General features: G+C 63.7%; 15 protein-coding genes and 4 pseudogenes. 8 read left to right on the forward strand and 11 right to left on the reverse strand.

All coding sequences use genetic code 11. The features are described 5' to 3' along the window. Positions 1 to 33: 33 nt before the first annotated feature. Positions 34 to 288, forward strand: a pseudogene (locus AC1DNE_RS12610) (transposase); the annotation flags it as partial. Between the two features lie 253 nt (positions 289 to 541). Here the strand turns inward: AC1DNE_RS12610 and AC1DNE_RS12615 are convergent. Further along, positions 542 to 1,576, reverse strand: a complete 1,035-nt coding sequence (locus AC1DNE_RS12615) for an IS110 family RNA-guided transposase (protein WP_441470346.1) — start codon at positions 1,574 to 1,576, stop codon at positions 542 to 544. Between the two features lie 61 nt (positions 1,577 to 1,637). Between AC1DNE_RS12615 and AC1DNE_RS12620 the strand changes: the two are divergent. Next, positions 1,638 to 2,531: pseudogene (locus tag AC1DNE_RS12620) on the forward strand (IS3 family transposase); the annotation flags it as partial. Between the two features lie 8 nt (positions 2,532 to 2,539). Here the strand turns inward: AC1DNE_RS12620 and AC1DNE_RS12625 are convergent. After that, positions 2,540 to 2,761: a hypothetical protein gene (locus AC1DNE_RS12625; protein WP_476841075.1), complete on the reverse strand. Its 222-nt coding sequence runs from the start codon at positions 2,759 to 2,761 to the stop codon at positions 2,540 to 2,542. A gap of 71 nt (positions 2,762 to 2,832) precedes the next feature. Between AC1DNE_RS12625 and AC1DNE_RS12630 the strand changes: the two genes are divergently transcribed. After that, complete coding sequence (locus tag AC1DNE_RS12630) at positions 2,833 to 3,096, forward strand: hypothetical protein (protein WP_476841076.1); 264 nt, start codon at positions 2,833 to 2,835, stop codon at positions 3,094 to 3,096. A 119-nt stretch (positions 3,097 to 3,215) separates the two neighbouring features. Then, positions 3,216 to 3,482: a hypothetical protein gene (locus AC1DNE_RS12635; RefSeq protein ID WP_476765993.1), complete on the forward strand. Its 267-nt coding sequence runs from the start codon at positions 3,216 to 3,218 to the stop codon at positions 3,480 to 3,482. Positions 3,483 to 4,087: 605 nt separating this feature from the next. Here the strand turns inward: AC1DNE_RS12635 and AC1DNE_RS12640 are convergent. The 3 genes and pseudogenes from AC1DNE_RS12640 to ku all read right to left on the reverse strand — a co-directional run bounded on the left by AC1DNE_RS12640 (position 4,088) and on the right by ku (position 6,250). Continuing rightward, complete coding sequence (locus AC1DNE_RS12640) at positions 4,088 to 5,023, reverse strand: hypothetical protein (protein ID WP_476841077.1); 936 nt, start codon at positions 5,021 to 5,023, stop codon at positions 4,088 to 4,090. 1 nt (position 5,024) lies between these two features. Then, positions 5,025 to 5,159, reverse strand: coding sequence for a DUF7696 family protein (locus AC1DNE_RS12645; protein WP_441470342.1), 135 nt, complete (start codon positions 5,157 to 5,159; stop codon positions 5,025 to 5,027). Positions 5,160 to 5,448: 289 nt separating this feature from the next. Beyond that, positions 5,449 to 6,250 (reverse strand): annotated as a pseudogene (gene ku, locus AC1DNE_RS12650) (non-homologous end joining protein Ku). A gap of 156 nt (positions 6,251 to 6,406) precedes the next feature. On the opposite strand from ku, the pseudogene AC1DNE_RS12655 reads away from it, so the two are divergent. Further along, positions 6,407 to 6,679 (forward strand): annotated as a pseudogene (locus AC1DNE_RS12655) (Ku protein); the annotation flags it as partial. Positions 6,680 to 6,836: 157 nt separating this feature from the next. Here the strand turns inward: AC1DNE_RS12655 and AC1DNE_RS12660 are convergent. Next, a complete protein-coding gene (locus AC1DNE_RS12660) occupies positions 6,837 to 7,088 on the reverse strand; it encodes a hypothetical protein (protein ID WP_441470341.1) in 252 nt (83 codons plus the stop codon). Positions 7,089 to 7,147: 59 nt separating this feature from the next. Here AC1DNE_RS12660 and AC1DNE_RS12665 point away from each other — a divergent pair, with 59 nt between their 5' ends. Further along, on the forward strand, positions 7,148 to 7,348 hold the full coding sequence (locus AC1DNE_RS12665; protein WP_441470340.1) for a hypothetical protein: 201 nt from the start codon (positions 7,148 to 7,150) through the stop codon (positions 7,346 to 7,348). 198 nt (positions 7,349 to 7,546) lie between these two features. On the opposite strand, the gene AC1DNE_RS12670 is transcribed toward AC1DNE_RS12665, so the two are convergent. Together AC1DNE_RS12670 and AC1DNE_RS12675 are read right to left on the reverse strand one after the other, a co-directional pair. Beyond that, positions 7,547 to 8,854 (reverse strand): TAXI family TRAP transporter solute-binding subunit, encoded by a 1,308-nt coding sequence (locus AC1DNE_RS12670; RefSeq protein ID WP_476765994.1) that lies wholly within the window; start codon positions 8,852 to 8,854, stop codon positions 7,547 to 7,549. 87 nt (positions 8,855 to 8,941) lie between these two features. Then, the gene (locus AC1DNE_RS12675) at positions 8,942 to 11,602 is read right to left on the reverse strand and encodes an arylsulfatase (protein ID WP_476765995.1); all 2,661 of its coding nucleotides are present in this window, start codon (positions 11,600 to 11,602) and stop codon (positions 8,942 to 8,944) included. A gap of 624 nt (positions 11,603 to 12,226) precedes the next feature. Here AC1DNE_RS12675 and AC1DNE_RS12680 point away from each other — a divergent pair. Continuing rightward, positions 12,227 to 12,904 (forward strand): response regulator, encoded by a 678-nt coding sequence (locus AC1DNE_RS12680; RefSeq protein ID WP_476765996.1) that lies wholly within the window; start codon positions 12,227 to 12,229, stop codon positions 12,902 to 12,904. Between the two features lie 26 nt (positions 12,905 to 12,930). On the opposite strand, the gene AC1DNE_RS12685 is transcribed toward AC1DNE_RS12680, so the two are convergent. The 3 genes from AC1DNE_RS12685 to AC1DNE_RS12695 form a co-directional block, all read right to left on the reverse strand. After that, positions 12,931 to 14,319: a sensor histidine kinase gene (locus tag AC1DNE_RS12685; protein WP_476765997.1), complete on the reverse strand. Its 1,389-nt coding sequence runs from the start codon at positions 14,317 to 14,319 to the stop codon at positions 12,931 to 12,933. 293 nt (positions 14,320 to 14,612) lie between these two features. Continuing rightward, positions 14,613 to 15,257 carry a response regulator gene (locus tag AC1DNE_RS12690; protein ID WP_476765998.1) on the reverse strand — a complete coding sequence of 215 codons (645 nt, stop codon included), beginning with the start codon at positions 15,255 to 15,257 and terminating at the stop codon, positions 14,613 to 14,615. Next, entirely contained in the window at positions 15,250 to 16,710 is a 1,461-nt protein-coding gene (locus AC1DNE_RS12695) for a sensor histidine kinase (RefSeq protein WP_476841078.1), read from the reverse strand. Before AC1DNE_RS12695 ends, AC1DNE_RS12690 begins: the two co-directional genes overlap by 8 nt. 396 nt (positions 16,711 to 17,106) lie before the next feature. Here AC1DNE_RS12695 and AC1DNE_RS12700 point away from each other — a divergent pair, with 396 nt between their 5' ends. Beyond that, complete coding sequence (locus tag AC1DNE_RS12700) at positions 17,107 to 24,936, forward strand: peroxidase family protein (protein ID WP_476766000.1); 7,830 nt, start codon at positions 17,107 to 17,109, stop codon at positions 24,934 to 24,936. Positions 24,937 to 25,013: the final 77 nt, after the last annotated feature.

Here is a 25,013-nt window from a genome sequence, read left to right on the forward strand (position 1 = left end):
AGATTGGGTGTTTCATGAACCCGGAGGTGGGGTATGCGGCGAAGACAGTTTGGGCGTGAGTTCAAGATCGAGGCGGTCCGCCTGATCAAGGATCGCGGAGTGAGTGTGGCGCAGGCGTCTCGGGATTTGGATGTCCATGAGAACCAGCTKCGCAAATGGGTGAAGCTCTTYTCKGCCGATCCTGCGCAGGCCTTTCCCGGCCACGGTCARATGAAGYCGGAGCAGCTTGAGATCGAGAAGCTGCGGCGRGAGGTGGCCAAGCTCAAGGCGGAGCGYGACATCCTAAAAACGTATGGCCCGCCCCGTCTGCAAGGGTGTCGTCTGGTTGGCATGATCGGTCTGCATCAACGTATCCGGTCTCAGGGGCTGGCCCTGGCCAAGATGGATATCCGCGCGTCCCGGGTCCTCATAAAAGCCACGGCGTCGGGCGCCGCATTTAGGACCAGGATCTCCGAGCCGCCGGTCTGACCGTTATGCCATCTGTCTTTCACCTCTCGCAGATTTCGGGCGGCCGGGTTCGGCCAGCCGCATTCCTCGCCGATCAGGCTGCCGCAGCGGCGCCTGGATCGAAGTTCTTCCCGTGGCGTAGAACCGCCCAGATAACCCGAGCCAGTTTTGCGGCCAGCGCCACGACAACGACGTTCGTATGGGCCCGAGCCAGCATGTTTCTCAACCAGTCACCCATTCTCGTCGACTTGGCGGCTAAGTGTGGCAGGGCCGCGCGTGCGCCGTGGATCAGCTGTTTGCGCAGGTAGCGGTTGCCGCGCTTGCTGATGCCCAGCATCTTCGTCTTGCCGCCGGTAGAGTGCTGGCGCGGTGTCAGACCAAGCCAGGCCGCGAGGTCTCGCCCTCTGGCGAAAGCACTGCCATCGCCTACGGCTGCCAGAAGAGCCGTAGCGTTGATCACGCCGATACCGGGAATCCCGGACAATCGACGCGCTTGAACATCGTCACGCGCAAGGGCTGCGAACTCGGCGTCGTAAGCCATGATCCGCTGATCGAGAACCGCGCACTCATCTCTTAGGTCCTTGACCAACTCCCGGGTGCGGGGGCTGCTTGCCAAGCCGTCGGCGCCAACCTCGTCCAGGCGTCGCATGAGGACGCTTCGCCCCTTCGGAAGGATGATCCCGCGTTCGAGCAGGACAGCTCGAAGCTGGTTGATCAGCGCCGTTCGAGCGAGCACCAGGCGTTCACGCGCCCGATGCAGGGCCTGGAGGTCGAGCTGGGCCTCGGTCTTGAGAGACACGAACCGCATGGTCGGCCGCGTGGCCGCCTCCGCGATCGCCTCCGCGTCTCGATCGTCGGTCTTCTGCGCCTTGACGTAGGGCTGCACGTACTCAGGGGACATCAATCGCACCTGGGGTCCTCGATCCGCAAAGGCGCGCCCCAGGAAGTGCGCGCCGCAACACGCCTCCATCGCGACGACGCACGAAGGCAGCTCGGCAGCGAACGCCACAAGGCGCTCTCGTGTCATCTTCCGACGCAGGATGACTGCGCCGGTCGCGTCGAGACCGGCGAGGCTGCAGCTGTTCTTGCCGAGATCGATTCCGAGCACGGCTATCGGAGTCCTAGTCATCGCCCTCTCCTCCAGGTTCCGGTGCCAACATGGCGCCAGAGGGAGGGGCGGGCCATTCCATAAAGGCCGCAGCCTWCTTCGCGWRGGACGTGACATGAGGTTCACGTTCATTRCGAAGCACCGGGGRATCTGGCCGGTGGCATGGCTTTGCGAAGCGCTGGATGTGTCGCGCTCGGGCTTCCATGCCTGGCTCAACCGATCGCCGAGCAGGCGTGCACGCGACGACGAGGAGATCGGCAACAGGGTCCGGGCAAGCTTCCTTGGTTCGGATCGGACCTATGGCGCCAGGCGCGTCTGGCGGGACGTGCTGGCGGAAGGCATCGATTGCGGCCTGCATCGCATCGAGCGGCTGATGCGTGCCCAGGCTTTGCGTGCCAGGCCGCGTCGGCGCAGCCTTCCRAGGGATGAGGGCCGGCGATCGGCCATCGCCCCGAATACGCTCGGCCGGGAGTTCCACGCCGAACGGCCCAACCAGCGCTGGATCGCCGACTTTACTTATATATGGACCGCGGAGGGTTGGCTTTACGTTGCAGCGGTCATCGACCTCTTCTCCCGCCGGGTGGTGGGTTGGTCGATGAAGGCTGAGATGACCGCCGGCCTCGTAACCGATGCGCTAATGATGGCGATCTGGCGTCGGGGAAAACCTGATGCCCTGCTGCACCATTCGGACCAAGGCAGTCAGTATGCCAGCGAGCAGTTCCAGAMGCTCATGACCGACAACGGCGTCACCTGCTCGATGAGCCGCGCGGGTAACGTCTGGGACAATGCCGCGATGGAGAGCTTCTTCTCGTCGCTGAAGACCGAGCGGATCAGAGGCAGGGTTTACCGGACACGCGACGATGCTCGCGCCGACGTGTTCGATTACATCGAGCGGTTCTACAACGCCGTTCGCAGGCACTCGACCATCGGCTACATCAGCCCGGCCGAGTTCGAAAAGAAGGTCGGATTAGCCTAACCGACTGTTCACAAACCGGCAGCAGGCCACCAGTCGGCATTCAGCTCGATCGCTCGCCGCTGATACTCAGGCGGAGGGAGGTTCTGGTTCCCGACAAGCATGCCAGGGCCAAAGGTGATGAACTTGAAGTCGTGCGGCGTCATGATCTGCGATGGCCTGTAGCGCCATAGGTTTCTCATCAGAACCAGATGGCGGATTTTATCTTGCCCCATTTCGAGCTCGAGGTTCATCGGCGCCTCTAAGCCAACATAGCGAGGCGCTCGGCGATAACATCACGAGCATCGCGCTCAAGCCCGAAGGCGTGAGGGCCGATTACCTGATCACCACGGTCGAGGGCCTGCTCGTCGGATACGGAGCCCTCACAGCCGGAAGCGTCGGCCCGACARCCAACGCCATCGCCGTGCGCTGGCTTGAATGGTGGGGCTTCCCCCTGTCCTCGGTCGATGTGGGCGGTTCTGTCGTCTTCGTCGTCGGCCTCTGTGGCATGACCGTCTGCGACGCAGTGATCCGCTGGGTGCAGCGCTGGCGCGATGGGCCACCTTCGTTTCCCCATCCTCCGATGTAGAGCGACCGCCAACTGGAAGATTCGCCAAGGAAATATCGCTTGCGCGATCGTGCGGCGCTGTGCACCTGAGGCATGCGTATTACCGACATCATGTCGGCTGGCGCTTCAGGATTTTCATCATGCCTATGACTACGACACGCCGCACTGCCGCCGCGGCCTTTGCGTTGACGCTCGTTTCCCTCTCTGCCTCTGCTCAGGCCACCGACCCCGAGATGACCTGCGCGGATTATCTCAAGACCGTCGTGGCCACTGGCGGCACGCCGAAGACCGGCGACGCTGCCATGGACAAGATGGCCGCTGAGGTCGATGCCAAGATGAAGACCTACTGCACCGCAAACCCAAAGGAGAAGGCGATGGACGCCGCCATGAAGGTCATGGGCGGTTGAAGGTTCTGGCCCTGCGGTCGTCCGCGGCGGCGGGGCCGGCTACGCGACGCCAGTGGCGATGACACTCATCCGGAAATGGCTCGACCTCTGGGCCTATCCGACAGGCGATATCGAGGGTTCGGTCGGCTTCGCTGCTCGGCCTCGTCGGTATGACGGTTTGTGACGCAGTGATCCGCTGGGCGCGCTGCTGGCGGGATGGCCCGCCGTCTATCCCGATGCCCCCGAAATCGGGCGGCTGAACGCCGCAAAACGGACTGGCCGGCCTAGCCGGCTGCCTTCGGGCGTTTCCTCCCTAAACTTGGCTGCCGTCATCCTTCAGGGTGGCGCCGGCTTTTTGCGTTCGCGCCAACGTCCAAGATGGGTCGATAGCCGACCTACGGATGACTGCGATCAGAAGATGCGGACAAAGCTTTTGCACGTCGCCAGGTAGCCGACCAGGTCATGATTCCCAACGACCAGCCAGCCAGAAAGCCGAGGGCGCTGACGGCAAACATTGCCATCCCACGGGCGGCGGGCGGGCCTGCTGCCTCCTCGAGCATCAGAGGCCCATGCCACTCGGCGAACACTACGTAACCATCAGTGCTGCGATGGTGAAACAGGAAGGGTCATCCCGGCGCAAAAGCCAGGTTGGCGGGCTCGAAACAGAGCAATCGCTTCCATTCATGCAGTCCGACGCCGCCGTGTTCCATGGCGCCATACATAAACCAGCGGAGCCCCTGAGCTTCAGGTGCTCGTCTGTCCATGAGCCAGCGGGCCACCTCGAGGAACAGAAATTTCAAGGCTCCGGTTTTTAGATAGTCACCGTGGCACATGATCTCGTGCGTGCGGCACATGTCACCGACCCGTCTCAGCGAAACATGTGCGATCAGCCGCGCACCACAATCTTCGTGAACGAAAGCGCCCCACGTCAGTGTCCAATGCGAGGCGCAGGGAGGCGCCGTAGGTTGCTCCCGTGAATCGACGAGGCCTGCCCCAGAACTGACCCATGCTGACAGGACTGGGCCACCGGATCTGAAGCGTTTGGACGCGGCAATGGCTGCAATGCTTGCTGCATAACCGTCCGCGTGGATTGGCACGCAGCTGACACCGAGGCGTGCGGCCTTTTTGGCGGCACGCACGATATTGCCGCGAGAGCACTTTGAAACGGCTCGCATATAGGCGTCCGATGTCGGAAAACGACCCATATCAACCAGCATCGCAGTTGGCACGACCCAGCGCCGAAGGCCCGTTTGAGGCGCATTGCGGCGATGGAACCGACGCGCGTCGGCAACAATAAGACCGCATAGCGGGTGTCCGCAGCAGTGCGGCGTTTCGGGATGAAGATGCGCTACTGGTAGGATCTCGCCTGGCTTCAGGCCGTAATCCCGCAACCGCACCTTTCGGGTCGCCGATAGCCAGGGATCGATCGACTGATGTAACATGCTGGTGAGCGACTTTGCGAGCGCCATGGCGTGTTGATCAAACCGTCTTAGAAGCCAGAAACCGTCGACAATACTCGTCAATTCGCCATAGGTGTGCCGCCCCGGCAAGTCTTGGATCAATCTATAGCCGTTGGCGATCGACCTCGGCCGGAAACCGCACCTCGCACTCGTGCTTCCATTCCTCCGACCACGTGGACACCTCGCGGCCGGCGAAAACTGAGAACTCCGTGGGCGGGTTGTCAGGCGGGTAGGGCATGCGCCGGCCGTGCCAGATTCGCGTGCTGCCCGAAATGGGCTGACCGTCAGTCCAGACAACAGGTTATCATTTTTCCCGATGGAAGCGAGAGGCACTCGTCCTCGTAATGGACCGGTGTCCCGTCCTCCAGCGAGTATGAGACGGTCGATAGCCCCGGCTTGTTCTGCCAAACGATCACCGTGTAGCGGTTGCCTTCATCGTCCTGGCAGCGCTCTCGATAGAGTTCTCGCCTGCTCGCCGGGGGCCGGCGTACGGGGACGATGGGGGTTTGCACTATGACCCATGGCGCTTAGCTGCGAAGCGACTTGTCAGCCTGGAGGCGCTTCTTCAGAGCGTCGAAGAGGTTGACGACATTGGCCGGCCGTCCGTCCTCGCGAGTAGCAGAAACCCGCGCGCCCCTCCGGCGCTTCTTCGACGCGATCAGCTTAAGCAGGTGTGCTTGCACCGGATCCTTGACCATCTCCGGCGACCAGTCTGCGGTCTTCGATTTGATGAATTTCTGCGCCAGATCGAGCAGTTCGGGCTCAGGCTTCTCCCGCTCGATGCTGGAGAAATACGCTTGCTCGTCGCGGACTTTGTCGCCGTAGCGGAGCGTCCAAAGCACGATGCCGCGGTCGCGGGCTTCGAGCATGACGGCGCGCTCCCGGCGATACAAAACCACGCGTGAGATGCCGACCATCTTGGACGCGGTCATAGTGTCGCGGATCACCGAGAAGGCTTCTTCGCCGACATCGCAGTCCGGAACGAGGTAGCGGGGACTATCGAGATAGAGCCACGGAATCGAGTCGCGCGGCACGAACTTGTCGATGTCGATCGTGCGGACGGTGTCGAGCCGCACCGCTTCAAGCTCCTCATCCTCTATGACGACGAAGCGGCCGGCTTCGGCCTCGTAGCCTTTGGCCTGGTGATCGGGCCCGACGGGTTTGCCGCTGTCGGCGTCAACGTAGCGGCTGACGATCCGGTTGCCGGTTTCGCGGTTCAGTGTGTGGAACCGGACTTTACTCGCTTTCGGATGTCGCCGGCGACATCGCGACCGGGCAGGTTACCAGCGACAGTTTGAGATAGCCCTTCCAATAGGTTCGTTCGGCCATGACAACGCAACTCCGGCAACGAAACGACGGACTCAATGCCGGGCGAACGAATCAGTTCCGCGAGGCGGGAACATGTGCGGTGGCCCGGCATTGAATCGTGTTGTTGCGCGCGGGGTGGGGGCCATGGTCGCGGCGCGTGCGAACTGAAAAGGCTATCTGAAGTTTGGCGAGATCAGCTGCCCGGTCGCGCCCTATACCGGGGCCAGCACATCGGAGCGCATTTCGTTCCACATGATCAATCGCGATACCGGCCATCGGGTGCGGCGCGAATTCGTCGATCCGGTTACGGATGAGCCGGTCGACCGCGAACACCAGATCAAGGGCTTCGAGATCGACAAAGACCGCTACGCCGAGGTTGAGCCCGAGGAAATCGCAAAGTCGGTTCCAGAGAGCAACAAAACCCTTGCCGTCGCCGCTTTCATCCCCTGTTCGGGCGGCAAATCTGCGATGTCGATCCCGTTCCGGTGGTGGCCACAATCGTTGCAGTAAATCTCGATCCGGCGAAGCCCCAACTGCTGATGGCCGGAGACGGTCGCCGGTGAGAGTTCCTGTCCGTCCTTGTCGTAGGCGCGACGTGCGTTGCGCTTCATAGCGCTCTGATCTGCTCCTCGAACTCCTCTGGGATGGCGCCGTGGCGGGCGAGGACGTCGATGGAAGCAACCTCGCCGGTCTCGTCGTCAGCGACGACGTGCACGACCGCCACGCCTTCGGCAATGCGTCCAAGCCGCTCGCCCTCATTCAGCGCGTGGTGCTTGGTTTTCGCCAGCACGCGCTGCGCCGGAACCAGCTTCTTTCGATGCGTCTTGAATGGCTGCAGGAAGAAGGTATCGACGTTCATGGCCTGACTCCCAGGGGCGGTTTGTTCTTAAAATGTTCTGATACTCGAGGGCGCAAGCCATGTCACCCGAACCCGCACCCGAAACCGACTTGGCGAATGAAATCGAATGCGAAAGCAACGATCTGGTCGCTGAGTATGGCGGCGAGCGGGCCGCGCTACGGGCAGTTCTGCACGATTTCGCCGTTCTGCTCGCCGACGCCGATCGTTCCGTCTCGCGCGGGTCCGTCAGACGTTCGACTTCGGCGAGACGAGAGTGGTGATAGCTGGTGGAGACCTTTGCTCGCCTCGCCCGGCATGCCAAAATCAGTAGCGCGCGCGCCTATGCGACTGTGGATCCCAGCACCGCGATGGCTATGCCTGTGATAGGCTCCAGCACGGGGCGGTCGTCGGGCCGAGCCCGCGGTTCCAGAGGAGCTCCCGGACGCGACGCAGGCTGCCGGGGCCGAGGGCATCGCTTTCTACATCGACAGGGAAGGCTGCGTCGGACTCTGCGTCCCCTGGGAGTTCAGTTGTGCTCGACGCGCCGTCACTGAATAACGGGCGTGGTTGATCGCGAGGACCATCGTGGAATCGCCGCCCGAGCGGCCGGCGGCACCCACGGCTTCGTCGATCAGGCGATGAAGCGAGTGCTCGAGCGCCTCCAGCGTCTCGGCATCGGCGCCTCGGGCTTGATCGGCGATCTGGATCAACTGCCCGATCCGCTTCTGCTCCTGGCGCATCCGCCCCGTCTTCGCACGCCCGATGATGATCGTGGCTACCGAACCGAGGATGCTGAGGACAGCGGCGGCGAGATAGAAATAGCCTTGGATCTCATCGAAAAAGCTCTGTTCGCCGTTGTTGAGGTAGTTGGCGACGCCGGGATGGATCGGCAGGATTGGATTCTTGGCATCGGGGTCGGGCGCTTCAATCTGGCTCGCCAGGGGTGTGAGCGCGACCAGCTTGGGCTTCGACGTGAACAGGGTCCGGCCGATCGCCCCGGCGACGAGATCGAGCATCCTGTCGGGCGCGACGAGCCGATAGGTCACCGAGAGCGTCGTCACGGTGTCGTCGGGGGTTTCCGGGCGAGCTCTGAAGGCACCTTCCGGCACATCATAAGACTCGAAGGCCGGAAAACGCCGATTGAAGGCATCCCCGTCGGAGAACGCCAGGATCGTCGGCGTTCCCGCCGTTCCCCTCGCCATGGCCAGCACGGCGCCGACCACATCCCCGGGTCCGACCGGGCCGACGGCGAGAATGGCGGCGATATGCCGTTGATGAACGGCGGCGACCATCTCCTCGGGCGACAGGAAGAGCCGTTTCACCTCATGCGGCGCGACATTGTAATAGCCCAGGATGAGGTCGAGCAGAGCGGCGTTGACCTCCTGCAAGCGCCCTTGCGGAATTGCGATCGTCTTGCCGGAGAGTTTGTCGATACTGTCGATGGCCGATTTCGGCGGCAGCACGAAGGCGACGACGTCGCGGCGCAGAATCGCGATGGTCTGGCCATTGATCGGCGGCGAGACGTCGCTGCGGATTATGGCGAGATCGGCAGCGCCGTTTTCGATCGCTCTCGAACTGGCAGCCAGGTCGTCGACCTGAACCGGCTGGAGCTTCACGCGGGGATGATCCCTGGTCACCTCGGTGATGAGGGCACCGATCAAGCGCTGGGCATCCGTGCCGAAGGCGCCCGTCGTCACCCGCAAAGTCGCGTGCGGGGACCAGAAATGGACTGCGGCCGCGATAGCGGCGATGACGAGGAGAGCCCCTGTCCATAGGGCAAATCGCATGACCCTGGTCCCCCGTCTCATGCGGCGGCGCCATGACCGGCCGGGGCGCCTGCGGGGGCCGGGCCGGTCATGGATGCCAGTCCTGTTCTAGCGGGCGCAAGACTGGACGAACTTGATGCGGTCGAACAGGGTGAGGTTCTGAGCCAAGGCCTGCTGCCGGCAGTCCTGCAGCTTCTCAACCCTGGCGGCGACGCCGCTCAGCCCGCCGATCGGATTCACGCCCACCGTCTCATCGGGCGCGGGCCCGTCGCCGGCCTTCGCCAGAGCGGCCCTGAGCTTCTCGACATCCGCCGGCGTGAGCTGCGGGCGGTCGATAGAAAGCGTGATCTTTCCGATCTTTCCGGTGAAGGCGAAGGGGGTCTGGTAGTCCTGGTCGTCGACCGGCGTTCCGGTGTCGGACCCGATGTCCTGGCTCTCGTCGAAGGCCAGTATGAGCGGGATGGTGTGCGGCATAGCCTGGGTGGCGACGACCTGGCCATCCACCTTGAGCGTGCCGGTTCCGCTGCGGCCGATGCCGCTGGGGCTGGCGAAGGCGAGCGTGCCCATGCCCAGCCCGTCATATTTGAAGTCGAACTCGAGCACGTGCTTGCCGGCCGTGAGCACGGCCGGACTCTGCCACTTCACCCGCTTCAGGTCGACGAGATTCCAGGTGAAGGTCGGCTTGCCCTTCAGGATGTAGAGGCCATAGCCCCCGAAGCGCCCGCCTTGGGTGATCAGCATGCCGTCGCCACCGTCGGCCGGGACCTCGACCTCCGCCTTGAACGTATAGGAGGTGTTCAGGATGGAGGGGGCGTCGCCGTTCGGGATGCCCGTCAGCGGGGTGGTCCAGGTGAACTGGCTACGGCCGGCGGTGAGGCTGGGCCGTGGCGTTACCATGCGAGTGGCGACGGTCGCATCGAGCGGCAGCACCTGATACGTCTTCGCCTCCTGCCAGAACAGGGAGTCCATCTCCTTGACCTTTTCGGGATATTTCGCGGCCACGTTCTCGGCCTGTGTCCAGTCGTTGCGCAGGTCATAGAGCTCCCACGGATATTTGGCGGGGTCGGCTCCGAGGCCGCCCTGGATCTGCCAGGGTGCGCGCATCACCTTGCTGCTGGCCATCCAGCCGTCATTGTAGATGGCATGGTCCCCCATCATCTCGAAATACTGGACCTTGTGGGTCGACGGTGCGTTCGCATTGGCCTTGTCGAAAGTGTAGGCCATGCTCACGCCGTCGATCGGGCTCTGCTTGATGCCGTCGACAACGTCCGGCTGGGCGACGCCGGTCGCCTCCAGGATCGTCGGCACGATATCGATGACGTGGTGGAACTGTTGGCGGATGCCGCCCTTGTCAGTGATCACCTTCGGCCAGGAGATCGCCATTCCCTGGCGGGTCCCGCCGAAATGCGAGGCGATCTGTTTGGTCCAGCTGAACGGCGTGCTGAAGGCCCAGCTCCATGGCACCGCCATGTGGTTGTAGGTTCGGTCCGAGCCCCAGACGTCGTAAAAGTATTTCAGCTGATCCTCGACCGAGACCTCGACGCCGTTGAACATCGCGACCTCGTTGGGCGTGCCGACCAGCGTGCCTTCGGCGCTCGAGCCGTTGTCGCCGCTGATGTAGATGATCAGCGTATTGTCCAGCTTGCCCATGTCCTCGACCGCCTGGATGACGCGGCCAATCTCGTGGTCCGTGTACATCAGATACGCTGCGTAGACCTCGACCTGGCGCTTGAACATCTTCCTCTCGTCGTCCGAGAGGGCATCCCAGCGCTTAAGTAGGTCATCGGGCCAGGGGGTGAGCCTGGCGTTCTGCGGGATCGTGCCCAGCTTCTTCTGATTGGCGAAGATCTGTTCGCGCAGTTCGTTCCAGCCCTTGTCGAATAGGTGGAGGTTCGTCGCCTTTTCGATCCATTCGGGCGTCGGATGATGCGGCGCATGGGTGCCGCCCGGCACGTAGTAGAGGAAGAACGGCTGGTCCGGAGTGAGTGTGTTGACCTGATTCATGTAGCTGATGGCGTCATCGGCCATCGCCGTGGTCAGGTTCCACTTCGGATTGCCCAGGTAGGGATAGATGTAGGTCGTGTTTCGGACCAGGGTTCCCGGCTGCCACTGGCTGGTGTCGCCGCCCATGAAACCGTAGAAATATTCGAAACCCATGCCGCTCGGCCACTGCTTGAAGGGACCGGTGGCAGAGGCTTCGAAGGCCGGCGTGTTGTGGTTCTTGCCGAACCAGGAGGTGCGGTAGCCGTTGTCGAGGAGGATACGGCCAATGGTCGCCTTGTCCTCGGTGATGATGCTGTTGTAGCCGGGGTAGCCCGTGGCCTGCTCGGAGACGACCCCGAAGCCCGCGGAGTGGTGGTTGCGTCCGGTGATAAGAGCCGCGCGCGTGGGCGAGCACAGCGCCGTCGAATGAAAGTTGGTGTAGCGCAGGCCATCATTCGCGATCCGGTCCAATGCCGGCGTCGGAATGACACCGCCGAAGGTCGAAGGCGCTCCGTAGCCGACATCGTCCGTCATGATCAGCAGCACGTTCGGTGCGCCCTGGCGCGGCGCAATGCGCGCCGGCCAGAACGGCTTTGAATCCTGGGCGAGCTGGTTGATGACGCCCTCGAATTTCTGCGGGGGAGCCGGCAACTGCTTGCCGTCGATTACAATCGTCGCGTTTGGCGCGCCTGTGGCGCCGTCGGTGGTCTGGGCGCTAGCCGGCGCCGCCGCGAGGGCGAGAATGCCCAGTGCCGAAATCGAGGACAGGAGTCCTGCGAGCTTCATGGCTGCCTCCCTTAGACGAGAATGTGCGTGGCCGTCGGGCTTGCACCGGAATTTCGCGCCCAGTGTCAGTTCACTGTTTCGCGTTCTGAGCGCGGGCGTAATTTTCTCCGCCACATCGTCGACGAGGAGATCGCAGTTTGCCCCTCCCATCCGGGTAGGGTGGGGCTCCGGCACTCGCCGGCTTACAAGCCTGGCGGCTCGGCAGCCCGCAAAAGCTGATAGGACTTGTCAGTTGGCGCCCAAACGGTCTCGACGCGCTATTGTACCTCAGGACAAGGCACCGCCAGAGCTGGGTCGGCGAACTTCCGGATGTGGATCGGATCAGGCTGCGTGACGGATCATGCCGACGAGCGAGGCTGTGGAGTGTCTCGACGGGCCGATAACCTTGCGCCACCTGGCGCTCGAACGCGAGGCCGTGGATGCGCTGTCGGGCCACGAGCTTCCATCCTTCGAAAGCCCGGCTCCCCGGTCAATTGCGCGCTGTCACGCGGTCCGCCTCAAGGGTGCACTCCAGTAGGCGATCTATCTATGCAAAAGGCAACAGGATGAGAAACGGCTACGTTGGGTTAACCGTATGTTAATCGGCGCCTTTACTGCGGGTTTATTCTGAGCCAGAATTGAAGAATGCAGGATAGATCGGCTGCCCAGATCGCCATTGCGATCGTCGATGACCATCCGCTTCTGGCGGAGGGGATTTCGGCTGTGCTGTCCCGTCGCGACAATTATCTCGTGGTCGAGACGGGCGCGAGCGCGGCAGACATCGCTGAGATCCTCAGCCGGCGCGCCTGCGACGTTCTGATCGTCGATCTGAATATGCCTGGCGACGTCTTTGGCGCGATCGCCGAGTTGCGCGAGATTGCGCCGGCCTGTCGGGTGGTGGTCTTCACCGCCTCTACCGAAACCGAGCATGCCGTGAAGGCGCTTGGCGCGGGCGCAGCGGGCTATGTGCTGAAGGGGAGCAGCGCCAGCGAGCTGCTCGATGCGGTCGAGGCCGCGCTACGTGGCGAGGTCTATATCACTCCTGCCTTTGCGGCGAAGGTGATCGGCGCTCTCAACAACAAAGCCGTCGAGAAGCAGGCTCTCCTCAGCGCGAAACTGAGCGTCCGCGAGGAGCAGATCGTCCGCCTCCTACTCTGCGGCAAGCAGAACCGCGAGATCGCGCGCAGCCTCGATCTCAGCGAGAAGACGGTCAAGAGCTACATGACCAATCTGATGGCCAAGCTCAGAGCTCGCAACCGGCTCGAGGTGGTCATCGCCGCGCAGAAGCTGAGACCGGCCGACCTCGCCTCAACTGGTCGCTGAGGCCGACTCGGCCGCGGTCCCGCTGCTCATTCCACTTTCGTCGTCAGGGAGCGCCGGCGCACCGGCAGGAGCACCCTGAACAGAAGCCCGCCCTCGGGCTGCGGCGTGATGGCAAGGCTGCCGCGCAAGGCTTTCACGCGGGTTTCCAGTCCTTGCAGGCCGAGCCGCGGTCGCTGCTGCGAGGGTTGCGCCGGCGGAACCCCACGGCCCGGGCCGTCATCGGAGATGACGATCTCCAGCGTTTCGGCGGCGAAGCGGGTTGCGACGCGCTGGCCGCGGCCTTGCGCGTGCTTGTAGGCGTTCATCAGCGCCTCCTGCACGACACGGAAGGCGCAGAAGCGGATTGCCTCGGGCATCTGCTCCGGCAAGTCGGCAAGGTCGCGCGCGACGCCCGTGCCGGTCTGCTGTTCGTGCCGCTTGATCGCGGCCTCGATCGTGTCGGCTGGCGAGAAGTCCCGGATCTCGGGTAGCACCAATCCGGCCGAGAGATTGCGCAGTTCCGCCAGCGTCTGCTGGATCAGCCGCTCGAGTTGAGCGCGCAGCTCCGGCGGTTCGTCGGGGAGCCGCAGCATGAGCAGGCTCAGCATCTGGATCGGGCCGTCGTGCAGGTCTGCCCCGATACGGGCGAGATACACCTCGTTCGAGACGGCCGCGTCGAGCCTGGCGCGATCCGCTGCGCGGCGCAGCATGTTGTTGCGCTTGGCCAGCGCCGATGCGCGCGCGAGATTGGCTTCGAGCTGCGATTGCTGTGAGCTGATGATGCGGCTGGCGCGACGGATCGTCAGGTAGAGCAGGAAGCCGATGATGATCGCGACGTTGAGGATGAGGAACCAGGTCGCGTAGCGCAGCTGCTGGATCTCGCGATCGAGCGAATGGCTTACTTCGTAGAATTCGCCAATGGCGAGGATCGTGCCTGTGCCCGGCTTGTAGATGGGGGCGTAGCTTTCCAGCAGCCGCTGAGCGGGCTGTTCGTCGCCATGGCTGTCGCTCTGGGTCAAGACGACGACCTGCCCGTTCATGAGCCGGGCGAGGAGCGGGGGCTGAAGCTGAACCTGTGTTCCCTCCCGGGCCTTGCCGGTGCTGTAGACCAGCTTTCCCGCCCGGTTCCAGATCTTGATCATCGTGACGCGCTGGCCGAGGCGGCTGTCCGTGACCAGCGCCTTGATTCTTCGCTTGCTGTCTTCCGACAGCGTATCGGCCTGCTCGAGGTCTAGGATATGCGGGGCGAGGAAGGCTTCGAGATAGTGGGCGCCGATCTCGGCCATGCCCTGCTCCCAGCCGCTGCGGATGCGGCGTTCGACCCAGTATCCCAGGGTCGCCATCGACAGTCCGATGACGAGCGAAACGGCGATCGCAAAGCGTCGCTCCAGGCTCTGGGCAGCCCAATGCTGCTGCAGGGCGCCGAGAATGGACAAGAAGCTTAGCCGATATCTAGATCCGCCCGAGGGCGATGCAACGGTCCGGCCTCCGGCCTCTGATTCTTCTGCAGGTTTTTGAGTTTCCGGATTCGGCATCCGTGAGACGCTCTGTTGTTTAACAGAATAGTTGATTGAAGGTAGACGTTACCGTAGTTTCTCTATCGTGCAAGGCGAATAGATGAACGACAGGGAGGTTATACGATATCTCTGTTCGGGCGCCTCTAGGTGAATGCTGTGGAGGAGGCAGGGGTTCGCACGCGTCGCCGGTCGGGGTTCGGAGCGTGGCAGCCTTAGACAAGATGCTTCTGCGCAAAGAGCGCTGCCTCGACGCGGCTTCTCACGCCGAGTTTCGAGAAGACGTTGGAGATATGAAATTTGACGGTTTTGACCTGAACCCCTGTCGCCTCGGCAATTTCCTTGTTGGTCAGGCCCCGCCCCAGCAATCGTAGAGTGCGCTCCTCCTTGGGGGACAAAGCGGCGATCCGGGCTGCCGGCGTGTGGTCTCCCTGTCGTCCCAGCATCGTGCTCACCAGCCGCGCTGCCATGCTTGCCGGCAGATAGGACTCTCCGCTCAGGACCGAATGCACCACGGAGACGAGCTGCGTCGCGGGTATGCCCTTCAGCGCATAGCCCGAGGCCCCGGCCTCCAGGGCCTGCAGAACGAGATGTTCCTCCTCTGAAACCGTCAGCATGACGATCTTTACCTGTGGCCAGCAGGCATGGATTTCGCTGGCTGCGGCTATCCCTCCGCCCGGCATGGAAATATCGATCAAGGCAAGGTCGGGCCGCAGGGTTTCAGCGAGTTTGACGGCGTCGCTGGCGGAGGCGCCTTGTCCGACGACTTCGAGGTTCGGGCTCGTCGACAGGATCTGGACCACGCCAGCCCGGAAGATCGCGTGATCATCGACGACGATGATGGAGCGCCGTTCATCCAAGGAGCAGTCCTCCACTGAGGTCGAGGGTCATCTGGATCCGGGGTCCCGCATCGCGCTCCGCCTCCACCGTCAAACTGCCACCGAGACTTTCCACGCGCTCGCGCAGGCCGTGCAGGCCCATCCCGCCTTTCGTTGCCCAGTCCGACGACGCGATCTGGTTCGAGCCACGGTCGAGCACCCAGACACGCAGGGCGAAGCCGTCGATGAGATTGCCGACTTCCTGGCCGATGCCGCCACCATGGCGGTACGCATTGTTCAGTCCTTCCTGGACGAACCGGAACACGCAGATCTTGACGGCATCGGAAACGGGAGCCCGGACTTCCGCCGTCGCCAGGGCGACCTGCGAGGACGTGCGCGCCTCATGCGCCCGCACCGCCCGCGAAATCACTTCATGAAGGGGCAGTTCGGCGATCTCTGGCAGGAGGAGGCCCTTGGCGATGCTTCTGATCTCCCGCATCGCTTCGTCGAGCGCGGATTGCATCGGCCGGAGCAGCTTTTCGGTCGCCGCTGGACCGGTGGATTTGCGGATCTCGTCGATCTTGAGGATCGAAAAGCCGATCAGCTGGGCCGGCCCGTCGTGAAGGTCTGCTCCGAGCGTGCGGATGAATTGCTCGTTCAGCTCCGTCACACGCGCCGAGGCGCGTTGGGACCGCTCCTTCAGCAGGCGGTTGTGGCGGGAAACCTCTTCCATCTCGAAGACCCTTCGCGCCAGCGCTGCGCGCTGGGTCTCGATCGTCTTGCTGCCGCGGTGAACGATGCCGAAAAGACCTGCCATGATCGCCAGCGTGACCATCGCGACGACTGCCCAGCTGCTCGTCCTCAGGCTCGCCAGGTCGCGGTGCAGATGCTCAGTCTGCTCGTGTATCTCGGCGACCGCGATGATCTGGCCCGATGCGTGCTGTCGGATCGGGCTGTAGATTTCGAGATAGCGGGTCCCGATGCCGCGGATCACATGCTCGGCCGCCGAGAGGTCGGTGAAGGCGGCCGCGACTTCGCCACCCAGCGCGCGCTTCAGTCCTTCGGGTTGCTTGAACCGTTGCCCGATGATCTGCGCGGTGTTCGAATAGGCGACGACCCCGTCCGGTGTCCAAATTTCCAGATAGGGAAAGCGGCGCTTGAACTGTTCGTCGGACAGGAGCGCGTCAAGCTTCGCAACGGCTGCGCCGGAGAGCTTCTTCGAAGCCGAGAGTTCCTGCGCGGCCGGGCCGACGAGGCTTTCCATGAAGAGGGCGGTCGAAGCCGCCTTGTGTCTGATCGCGCCGCCCGTCACCAGTTCCGTGATCAGATAGCCCGCCACCAGCATCGCTATGAGCATAAGAAGGCCGCCGGCAGCCAGGAACTGCGCCGAGAGGCTGCCGGGAAGCCAGGCCCCGGTCGTCGCTGCGGGCTTTTGCGCAGCCTTCCCGAAGGAAATGCCGGCGGCGTTCCTGCCGTCTTGTTCGTCAATCGACATTGTTACTCGTGTGGCCGCGGGGTCGGCCGCTCGGATCGATATCATCGCCGCCAAGGTAGCACATTATATTCTGATAATTCTTGCGCATGACTAAAGTATCGCGCGGGTAGGAAACTGGACCAAGGTCTAGTTTCGCTGCTGGTCTTGAGGGCAGAGACAGCAGGTCCAGAAGTCGATTCCTGCCGCGTACTAAAGTCTTCGAAAACCGTACGACTTTCCGCTCTTTCGCGGCAGATGAGACGACACGATCATGCGAGTTAACGAAACGTTAATTCGCGCTTTGTCGGGTTGATCCTCAGATCATGGGTGTCGCTTCCTTTTGGTAAGGCGCCCGAAATGCTCGGCGGACCGTGGGGCACGGAACCAGGAAGCGCTGGCGCGCTGAGCGAGGACGCCATGAAACTCGACACGCAGGATCTCGAATTCATCCTGAAGCAGATCAAGATCGCCGAGGCGCATACCGCCGCAATCAACGCCGGCGTCGATCCGCGCGTCGCGCTGGAGCAACTCGTCTCGAGCCCGCTGCTTCCCTATGGCCTACGCACGGTCGATGGGTCCTTCAACAACTTCCAGCCGAACATGACGCATTTCGGCTCGTCGGATCAGGTGATGGTCCGGCTGCTGACGCCGAACTACGCGCCCGCGGAAATCAATCCGCGCACCGGAGCGCCGACGAGCTATGCGGACCCGACAGGCTCGGTCTACGACAGCCAGCCCCGCCTGATCTCCAATATCGTCGCCGACCAGTCGTTGAACAATCCGGCGGCACTTGCGGCAGCGCTGTCGTCCGTCGGCATCACCGGCGCTGGCGCCCTCGCGATCGTCGGCCAGGTCATGCAACTGCAGGCTGTCGCTCGTGCAGCGCAGGCGGCTGTTGCCGGCGCTGTAGCAGCGGCTGGCACCGCGGTTGCCGCCGCTGAGGTCGTCGTCGCGAACGCGCAGGCCGCCCGGAATGCAGCGCAGGCTGCGGTCGATACCGTCACGGCGCAGCAGGCCAACGCCGCGAGCGCCGCCAGCGCCGCCGCCGCGGCCCTGGCCTCGGCCATTGCGGCGCGGAATGCGCACGCGCCCGTCCTTGCCGCTGCGCAGCAGGCTGCGGCCACTTCGCTGGTCGCCAGCCAGACCGCGGCGGCTGCAGCCGCCGAGGCCGAGATTGCCAAGAACACGGCGTTTGCCGAGCTCGGCCTGGCGCAGGCAGCGGAATCCGCTGCGCTCAGCGCATTCCAGGCCAACCCGACCCCCGCCAATGCCGCAGCCTTTGCGGCGGCGGCAGACGTGCGGGAAGATGCGCAAATCGCGCATGCCCTCGCTGTCGAGGGCCACGAGGACGCGATGGCCGCCCTCAACTCAGCCCAGGCGCAGCATGCGGCTAACGTCGCGACGCTGCAGACCGCGGTTTCACAGCAGCAGGCGTTGTCCGACGCGGTGGGGGCGGCGCAGGCGGAGGCCGATGAGGCTGCGGGCGATCTCGCTGCTGCCAACGCGACCCTTACTGCTGCGAACGGCGAGCTCGCGCAGGCGACCGAAGCGCTGGCGGATGCGGTGGCGGCTCGCGACGCGATCCCGACGGGCGCTGCCGCGACGGCGGCTGCCGCTGCTGCTGCGGCGTCTGCGGAACAGGCGGTGCTCGACGAAGTCACCTCGCATGGCGTGACGATGGATGGCGACAACGTCTTCATCAAGAACATCGCGGCCGATCTCGGCGACACCGCCTCCTTCAACGGCTTCATGACGATTTTCGGCCAGTTCTTCGATCACGGCCTCGACCTCACCTCGAAGGGCGGAAGCGGAAACGTCATCATCCCGCTGCAGCCGGACGATCCGCTCTATGTCCCGGGAAGCGCGACCAACTTCATGGTGCTGACCCGCGCCACCAACGATCCGGGGCCGGATGGACAGCTCGGCACGGCCGACGACATTCGCGACCACCGCAACGAGACGACGCCGTGGATCGACCTCAACCAGGTCTACACCTCCAACCCGTCGCACCAGGTGTTCCTGCGCGAATATGTCATGGTCAACGGCAAGCCGATGGCGACTGGCGAGATGCTGGCGAGCGCGACCGGCGGACCGCCGACCTGGGCCGACATCAAGGCTCAGGCCCGGAACATGCTGGGCATCGAGCTGAAAGACCTCAACGTTCACAGCGTGCCGCTGCTCGTGACGGACCTCTACGGCGAGTTCGTTCGCGGCGCCAACGGCTTGCCGCTGATGGTCACTGCGTCCGGCCCCGTCGAAGGCAACCTCCAGCAGCCGCTGGATGGGCTGAACAGCCTGGGCGCGGGCCGCGCATTCCTCAACGACATCGCCCACAATGCCGTGCCGAGCGCGCCGATCGATCACGACCGCAATCCCGCAACCGCGCCGGTCGAGGTGTTGCCCGACGCCGATGGCGTCGCCGGAAATCCGATCCTTCCCAACGTGTTCGGCTTCAATCTTACTTATGATGATGAGCTGCTGAACGCCCATTTCGTCGTCGGAGACGGTCGTGGCAACGAGAACATCGCGCTGACGGCGACGCATACGGTCTTTCACAGCGAGCACAACCGGCAGGTCAACGCGATCAAGGAGACGCTGCTGGCCGAAGGCGATCTCGCGCTGATCAACGAATGGCTGCTGGTCGACGTCACGACGTTCCCGACCGACGCAAGCGCGCTCGTCTGGGATGGCGAGCGTCTCTTCCAGGCGGCGCGCTTCTCGACCGAGATGGTCTACCAGCACCTTGTCTTCGAGGAGTTCGTGCGCGCCGTTGCGCCGCAGATCGACGCTTTCGTCTTCTCGCACTCCGTCGAGGTCGACAGCCGGATCTTCGAGGAGTTTGCGCAGGTCGTCTACCGCTTCGGCCACTCGATGCTGAACGAGAACGTCGAGATGCTCGGGCTCAACGCCCAGGGGGCGGCGGCCCCGTCGGAGCTTGGCCTGATCCAGGCGTTCCTCAACCCTCTTGCCTTCGACAATGCAGGCGTCGACGCCCACGCTGCCTCGGGCGCAATCCTGCGCGGTATGTCCCAGCAGGCCGGCAACGAGATCGACGAGTTCCTGACCAGCGCGCTGCGCAACAATCTCGTCGGCCTGCCGCTCGACCTTGCCGCAGTGAACATGACCCGCGCCCGGGAAACCGGCATCCCCTCGCTCAACGAGGCGCGGCGCCAGATCTTCGAACAGACCAACGACAGCTATCTCAAGCCCTATGCGAGCTGGGCTGATTTCGCCCAGCACATCAAGAACCCGCTCTCGATCGTCAATTTCATCGCGGCCTACGGCACCCACGAGACGATCACCGGTGCGACGACAGCCGAGGCGAAGCGCGATGCCGCCTGGGACCTGGTCTTCGGCGTCTCCGGCGAGACATCCGGGGAACGGCAGGCCCGCCTTGACTACCTCAACGCCACCGGCAGCTGGGCAACCCGCGAAACAGGCCTCAACAAGGTCGACTTCTGGATCGGCGGCCTCGCCGAACAACTGATGCCCTTCGGCGGCATGCTCGGCTCGACCTTTACTTTTGTCTTCGAACTCCAGATCCAGAACCTGCAGAACGGCGACCGGTTCTACTATCTCAGCCGCACGCAGGGCCTGAACCTGCTCAATCAGCTGGAGGCCGACAGCTTTGCGGATCTGATCCGCCGCAATACGGACACCGAGGACAGCGGCCTGCATATCAACGGCGCCGCGTTCCAGACGGCCGACTACATCATCACCATGGATCAGTCCAAGCAGTGGAACCATGGCATCGGCAATGCGGATCCGACACGCGAGGCAGACGTCATCTCCGCCGTCACCGGCACGGAATCCCTGGTCGTCCGCGGCACTAACTATCTGCGCTTCACGGGTGATCAGCATGTCGTGCTCGGCGGCACGAATGCCGGCGAAACCCTGATCGGCGGCACGGGTGACGACACCATCTGGGGCGAGGGCGGCGATGACCGCATCGAGGGCGGCTTCGGCGTCGACCACCTGCATGGCGGCGACGGCGACGACATCATCACCGACAGCGGCACCGATATCGGCGCCAGCGATGTGATCAAGGGCGAGGGCGGCGACGACGTCATCAACGGCGGCATGGGCCTCGACCTTATCTTCGGTGGCGACGGCAATGACGTGCTGACCGGCGGCGAGGATCAGAAGACCCTGTCCGGAGGCCAGGGCAACGACTTCATCCGGGCGCCGACGGGCGGCGGCGGCGCGATCCTCGGCAACGAGGGCGACGACTGGATGGAGGCTCAGGGCAACATGACGACCCTGACCGGCGACAATTCCCAGCTGTTCTTCAACTCGCGCATCATCGGCCACGACGTGATGATCGCCGGCGAGAACGACACCGATTTCGACGCGGAATCCGGCGACGACATCATGGTGCAGGGCATCGGCGTCAACCGCTCGAACGGCATGGCCGGCTTCGACTGGACGACGTTCAAGAACAATAACTACGACGCTGATGCGAACATGAACATCAGCATCTTCGTCAACCAGCAGAACAACATCCTGCGCGACCGCTACGATCTGGTCGAGGGGCTTTCGGGCTGGGACCGCAACGACAAGCTGACCGGGCGCGACGTGGTGATCGGCGGGTACGACCCCAATGGCAACGCCACGCAGGTCGATCCTGACGCGCCGATCGAAAGCTTCTCGAACGCCTTGCTCGAGAAGAATGTCGACCGGATCGAGGGGCTGCGCGAGCTCGTCGCCCACCTCCAGCGCTTCACAATCTACAATCCGCACAATCTGGGCGCGGACGGCAACCCGATCGATCCCGCAGGGGCGAGGGAGATCGCCGTCATGGATACGTCCGATGGTTCGGACATCATCCTCGGCGGCGGCGGTTCGGACACGATTCGCGGCATGGGCGGCAACGACATCATCGACGGCGACAAGTGGCTGAATGTCCGCATCCTGGTCTCGCCCGATGAAACGCGCGGCCAGAGCTGGTCCGCCTTCAGCATCGACTCGATCGCGCAGATCCAGACCCGCCTGTTCTCCGGCGAGATCAAGCCGCGACAGCTGCAGGTCATCCGCGAGATCCTCGACGGCGGCAGGGAAGGCGACGTCGATACCGCGGTCTACTACGACAATTTCGAGAACTACGAGGTCACCTATAACGCCGACGGCAGCGTCACGGTCGCCCACGTCAATCCGACAGTGGGCGTGATCGATGCCGCGACCGGCCGCAATCTCGAATCCGAGGGCACCGACCGGCTGTTCAACATCGAACGCATCCAGTTCGCTGACCGCGTGCTCGATCTTCGCGGTCTGACGGTAGACCTCCACGCCTATGACAGCGCGAACTACCGCGACACCTTCGGTTCCGCGAACTATGCGAACTCGAACGGAACGGCGACATGGGCGACGGCCTGGACCGAGACCGGAGACCGCGCGACGAACGCCGCGACCACCGGCGAGATCCGGATCAGCGGAGGCCAGCTTGAATTCCGGCAGGATACGGGCCAGGGCTCGACGACGCCGGGGGCTTCCATCACCCGAACGGTCGATCTGTCCATGGTCGGTGCGGGCACCGCGACGCTGAGCTTCAGCTACGACGAAAGCGGCCTCGACAACGGCGAGAACCTGCTGGTGCAGTTCTCAGCCGATGGCACCAACTTCACCACGGTACAAACGATCGACGGCGCCTCCGGCGGCGGCACGGCCAACCTGATCTTGACCGGCCCGTTCTCGGCCAGTTCGGCGGTCCGTTTCGTCTTCAGCGGGGTAAACAACAACAACGAGTCCGTCCTGATCGACAATGTGAACGTGCTGTACACCACGCCGTCCAATGACGGATCGACGGCCTGGACCGGTACGTTCACCGAAAACCAGGCCGCGGTTGGCATTTCCAGCCTCTCCGGCATTTCCGGAAGCAACACGATCGCGTCGGCCCGCGTCGTCCTGAAGAACATGGCCGCCGGCGACACGCTTTCGGCGACGACCGCCAACGGCCGCCCCGCCGCCATCGCCGTGGCGCAGACGGTCGTCAACGGCGAGATCGTCCTCCTGCTGACCGGCCAGGCGAGTGCTGCGGACTATCAGCGGGCGCTCGACGCCGTCCGTTTCTCCAGCAGCTCCGACAATCCGGGCACCACGCCGCGGACAATCGAAGTCACGGTCAATGACGGCATCCGCGACAGCCAGGCGGCGACGGCGACGATCAATGTCGTCGCGGTGGACGACCCGATGATCGCCAACAACGACCGCATCGTGACGAGCTGGACCAACGGCAACCCGTTCACGATCCCGAACTGGGCGCTGCTGGCCAATGACGTCGATCCCGACAGCCCGATGGCGATCGCGGCGATCACGGCGACCAACAGCCTGACCGCTACACTCGGCACAAACGGCGTGACGATCACCGATACCGGCAACGGCAATGGTAACAACGGCGGGTCCTTCACCTACCGCGGCACCGGCACCGATACGGCCAGCGTTACGGTCGTGCGTGACGACAACACCATCAACGGCGGCGATGGAAACGATATCCTCGTCGGCGACAACGCGGCCAACACGCTCAACGGTGGTGCCGGCAACGACATCATCTTCGCCGGCGGCGGCAACGATACGATCAACCAGACCAGCAATCAGGGCCGCGACATCATCGATGGCGGCGCCGGCACCGATACCTATGTGCTGACCGGCGTCCAGGGCGCGGAGCTGTTCCGCATCTATGCCGTCACCGCCGGTCAGAATTCCGGTCTCGCGGCAACACTGAACACCACATTCCTCGCCTCGACGGAGATCGTCATCACCCGGACCGTCAACGGCGTCGAAAGCGTCGTCGCGGAACTCGATGACATCGAGGAGATCTCCGTCGGCTCGCTGAACGTGACCGCCAACAACGGCAACGGCGGGCCGGATGCCGGCAGCAGCGGAGCCGACACGATCCAGGTCATCGGCAATTTCGACAGCACGAGCCTGAATTACTCGACGATCACCATCGAGGGCTCGGCCGGGGACGATGTCGTCGACATTTCCAGCCTCACCTCGGCCCACCGGATCGTCTTCCGCAGCAATGGCGGACGGGACACCATCGTCGGCACAATGCGCCCTCAGGATGTCGTCGAGCTGCCGGAAGGCTCGAGCATCGACGACTACGACGTCATCGATAACGGCGACGGCACCATCACCCTGGAAGGGCCGAACCACGCGGTGACCTTCTCCAGCGACGGCGTTCAGCATGTTCGCATCGCCGGCGACGACGATGATGATGACGACGACGATCACGAGGACGATGACGATACGCCCGACGGTGGCGGGGACGATGACGACGATCCGTCCTGTGGCTGCGACGACGATGACGATGGTCCGGGCACGCCGGCGCCCAATCCCACGACCGGCGGCGCGTTGCGCACCGGCACGGCGGCGGCGGATGTCCTGATCGGCACGGCGGGCGCCGACAACATCGTCGGCCTCGCCGGCGACGACACCCTGATCGGCAATGCCGGCGCCGATGCGATCTCGGCCGGAGACGGGGCGGACTTCATCGATGCCGGAGACGGCCGCGACGTGGTCTTTGCCGGGGCAGGCGACGACCAGGTCTTCGGCGGCGGAGGAGCCGACATGCTCTACGGCGAGGCCGGCAACGACCGGATCTTCGGCGGGGCAGGCGACGATCTGATCGATGCCGGTGCCGGCAACGACACGGTGGTTGCGGGCGATGGGGACGATCTCATCGTCGGCGCGGCCGGCGACGGTGACGACACCTATTTCGGCGACAACACCGACGGCGGCAGCGGCATCGACACGCTCGATCTCTCGGCGATCACGGCGAACCTCACCGTCGATCTCGGCAATGGCCTCAACGGACGCGGCAGCGCGGTCAGCAGCCAGAGCGGCACCGACACGCTGTGGAGCATAGAGAACGTCGCGACCGGCTCGGGCAACGACACGATCACCGCCAGCGAAGCGGTGAACGTGATGGAGGGCGGCACCGGCAACGACACCTTCCGCTTCCTCAGCACGACGGGCGCGGATGGCGACACCATCCTCGACTTCCAGCCCGGTGATCGTCTCGACCTCAGCGCGATCGACGCGGATGCGAGCCAGGCCGGCAACCAGAGCTTCACTCTGGTCAATGGCGCAAGCTTCACCGCCTCGGGCCAGCTCACGGTCACCTACGAGACCCGGGCGGATGGCCAGTACACCATCGTCAAGGGCAACGTCGATGCGGCGACCGATGCCGAGTTCCAGATCAACCTGAAGGGCAGTCACAACCTGACCGCCAACAGCTTCATCGTCTGATCGAACCGGCGGCGGGCGGGCGGACCGGGGGGCCGCCCGCCCGATCCTTCTCTTTCACTCATTGTTCTCGGGGGCCA

Source organism: Allobosea sp. 05L423 (assembly GCF_056397745.1).

What these genes read in the sequence shown, in the direction of transcription:
- AC1DNE_RS12635 (WP_476765993.1), top strand. Translation starts at nt 3,216, where the DNA reads ATGCCTATGACTACGACACGCCGCACTGCCGCCGCGGCCTTTGCGTTG.
- AC1DNE_RS12695 (WP_476841078.1), bottom strand. Translation starts at nt 16,710, where the DNA reads ATGTCGATTGACGAACAAGACGGCAGGAACGCCGCCGGCATTTCCTTC.
- AC1DNE_RS12660 (WP_441470341.1), bottom strand. Translation starts at nt 7,088, where the DNA reads ATGAACGTCGATACCTTCTTCCTGCAGCCATTCAAGACGCATCGAAAG.
- AC1DNE_RS12680 (WP_476765996.1), top strand. Translation starts at nt 12,227, where the DNA reads ATGCAGGATAGATCGGCTGCCCAGATCGCCATTGCGATCGTCGATGAC.
- AC1DNE_RS12670 (WP_476765994.1), bottom strand. Translation starts at nt 8,854, where the DNA reads ATGCGATTTGCCCTATGGACAGGGGCTCTCCTCGTCATCGCCGCTATC.
- AC1DNE_RS12665 (WP_441470340.1), top strand. Translation starts at nt 7,148, where the DNA reads ATGTCACCCGAACCCGCACCCGAAACCGACTTGGCGAATGAAATCGAA.
- AC1DNE_RS12625 (WP_476841075.1), bottom strand. Translation starts at nt 2,761, where the DNA reads ATGAACCTCGAGCTCGAAATGGGGCAAGATAAAATCCGCCATCTGGTT.
- AC1DNE_RS12645 (WP_441470342.1), bottom strand. Translation starts at nt 5,159, where the DNA reads ATGCCCTACCCGCCTGACAACCCGCCCACGGAGTTCTCAGTTTTCGCC.
- AC1DNE_RS12700 (WP_476766000.1), top strand. Translation starts at nt 17,107, where the DNA reads ATGAAACTCGACACGCAGGATCTCGAATTCATCCTGAAGCAGATCAAG.
- AC1DNE_RS12615 (WP_441470346.1), bottom strand. Translation starts at nt 1,576, where the DNA reads ATGACTAGGACTCCGATAGCCGTGCTCGGAATCGATCTCGGCAAGAAC.
- AC1DNE_RS12675 (WP_476765995.1), bottom strand. Translation starts at nt 11,602, where the DNA reads ATGAAGCTCGCAGGACTCCTGTCCTCGATTTCGGCACTGGGCATTCTC.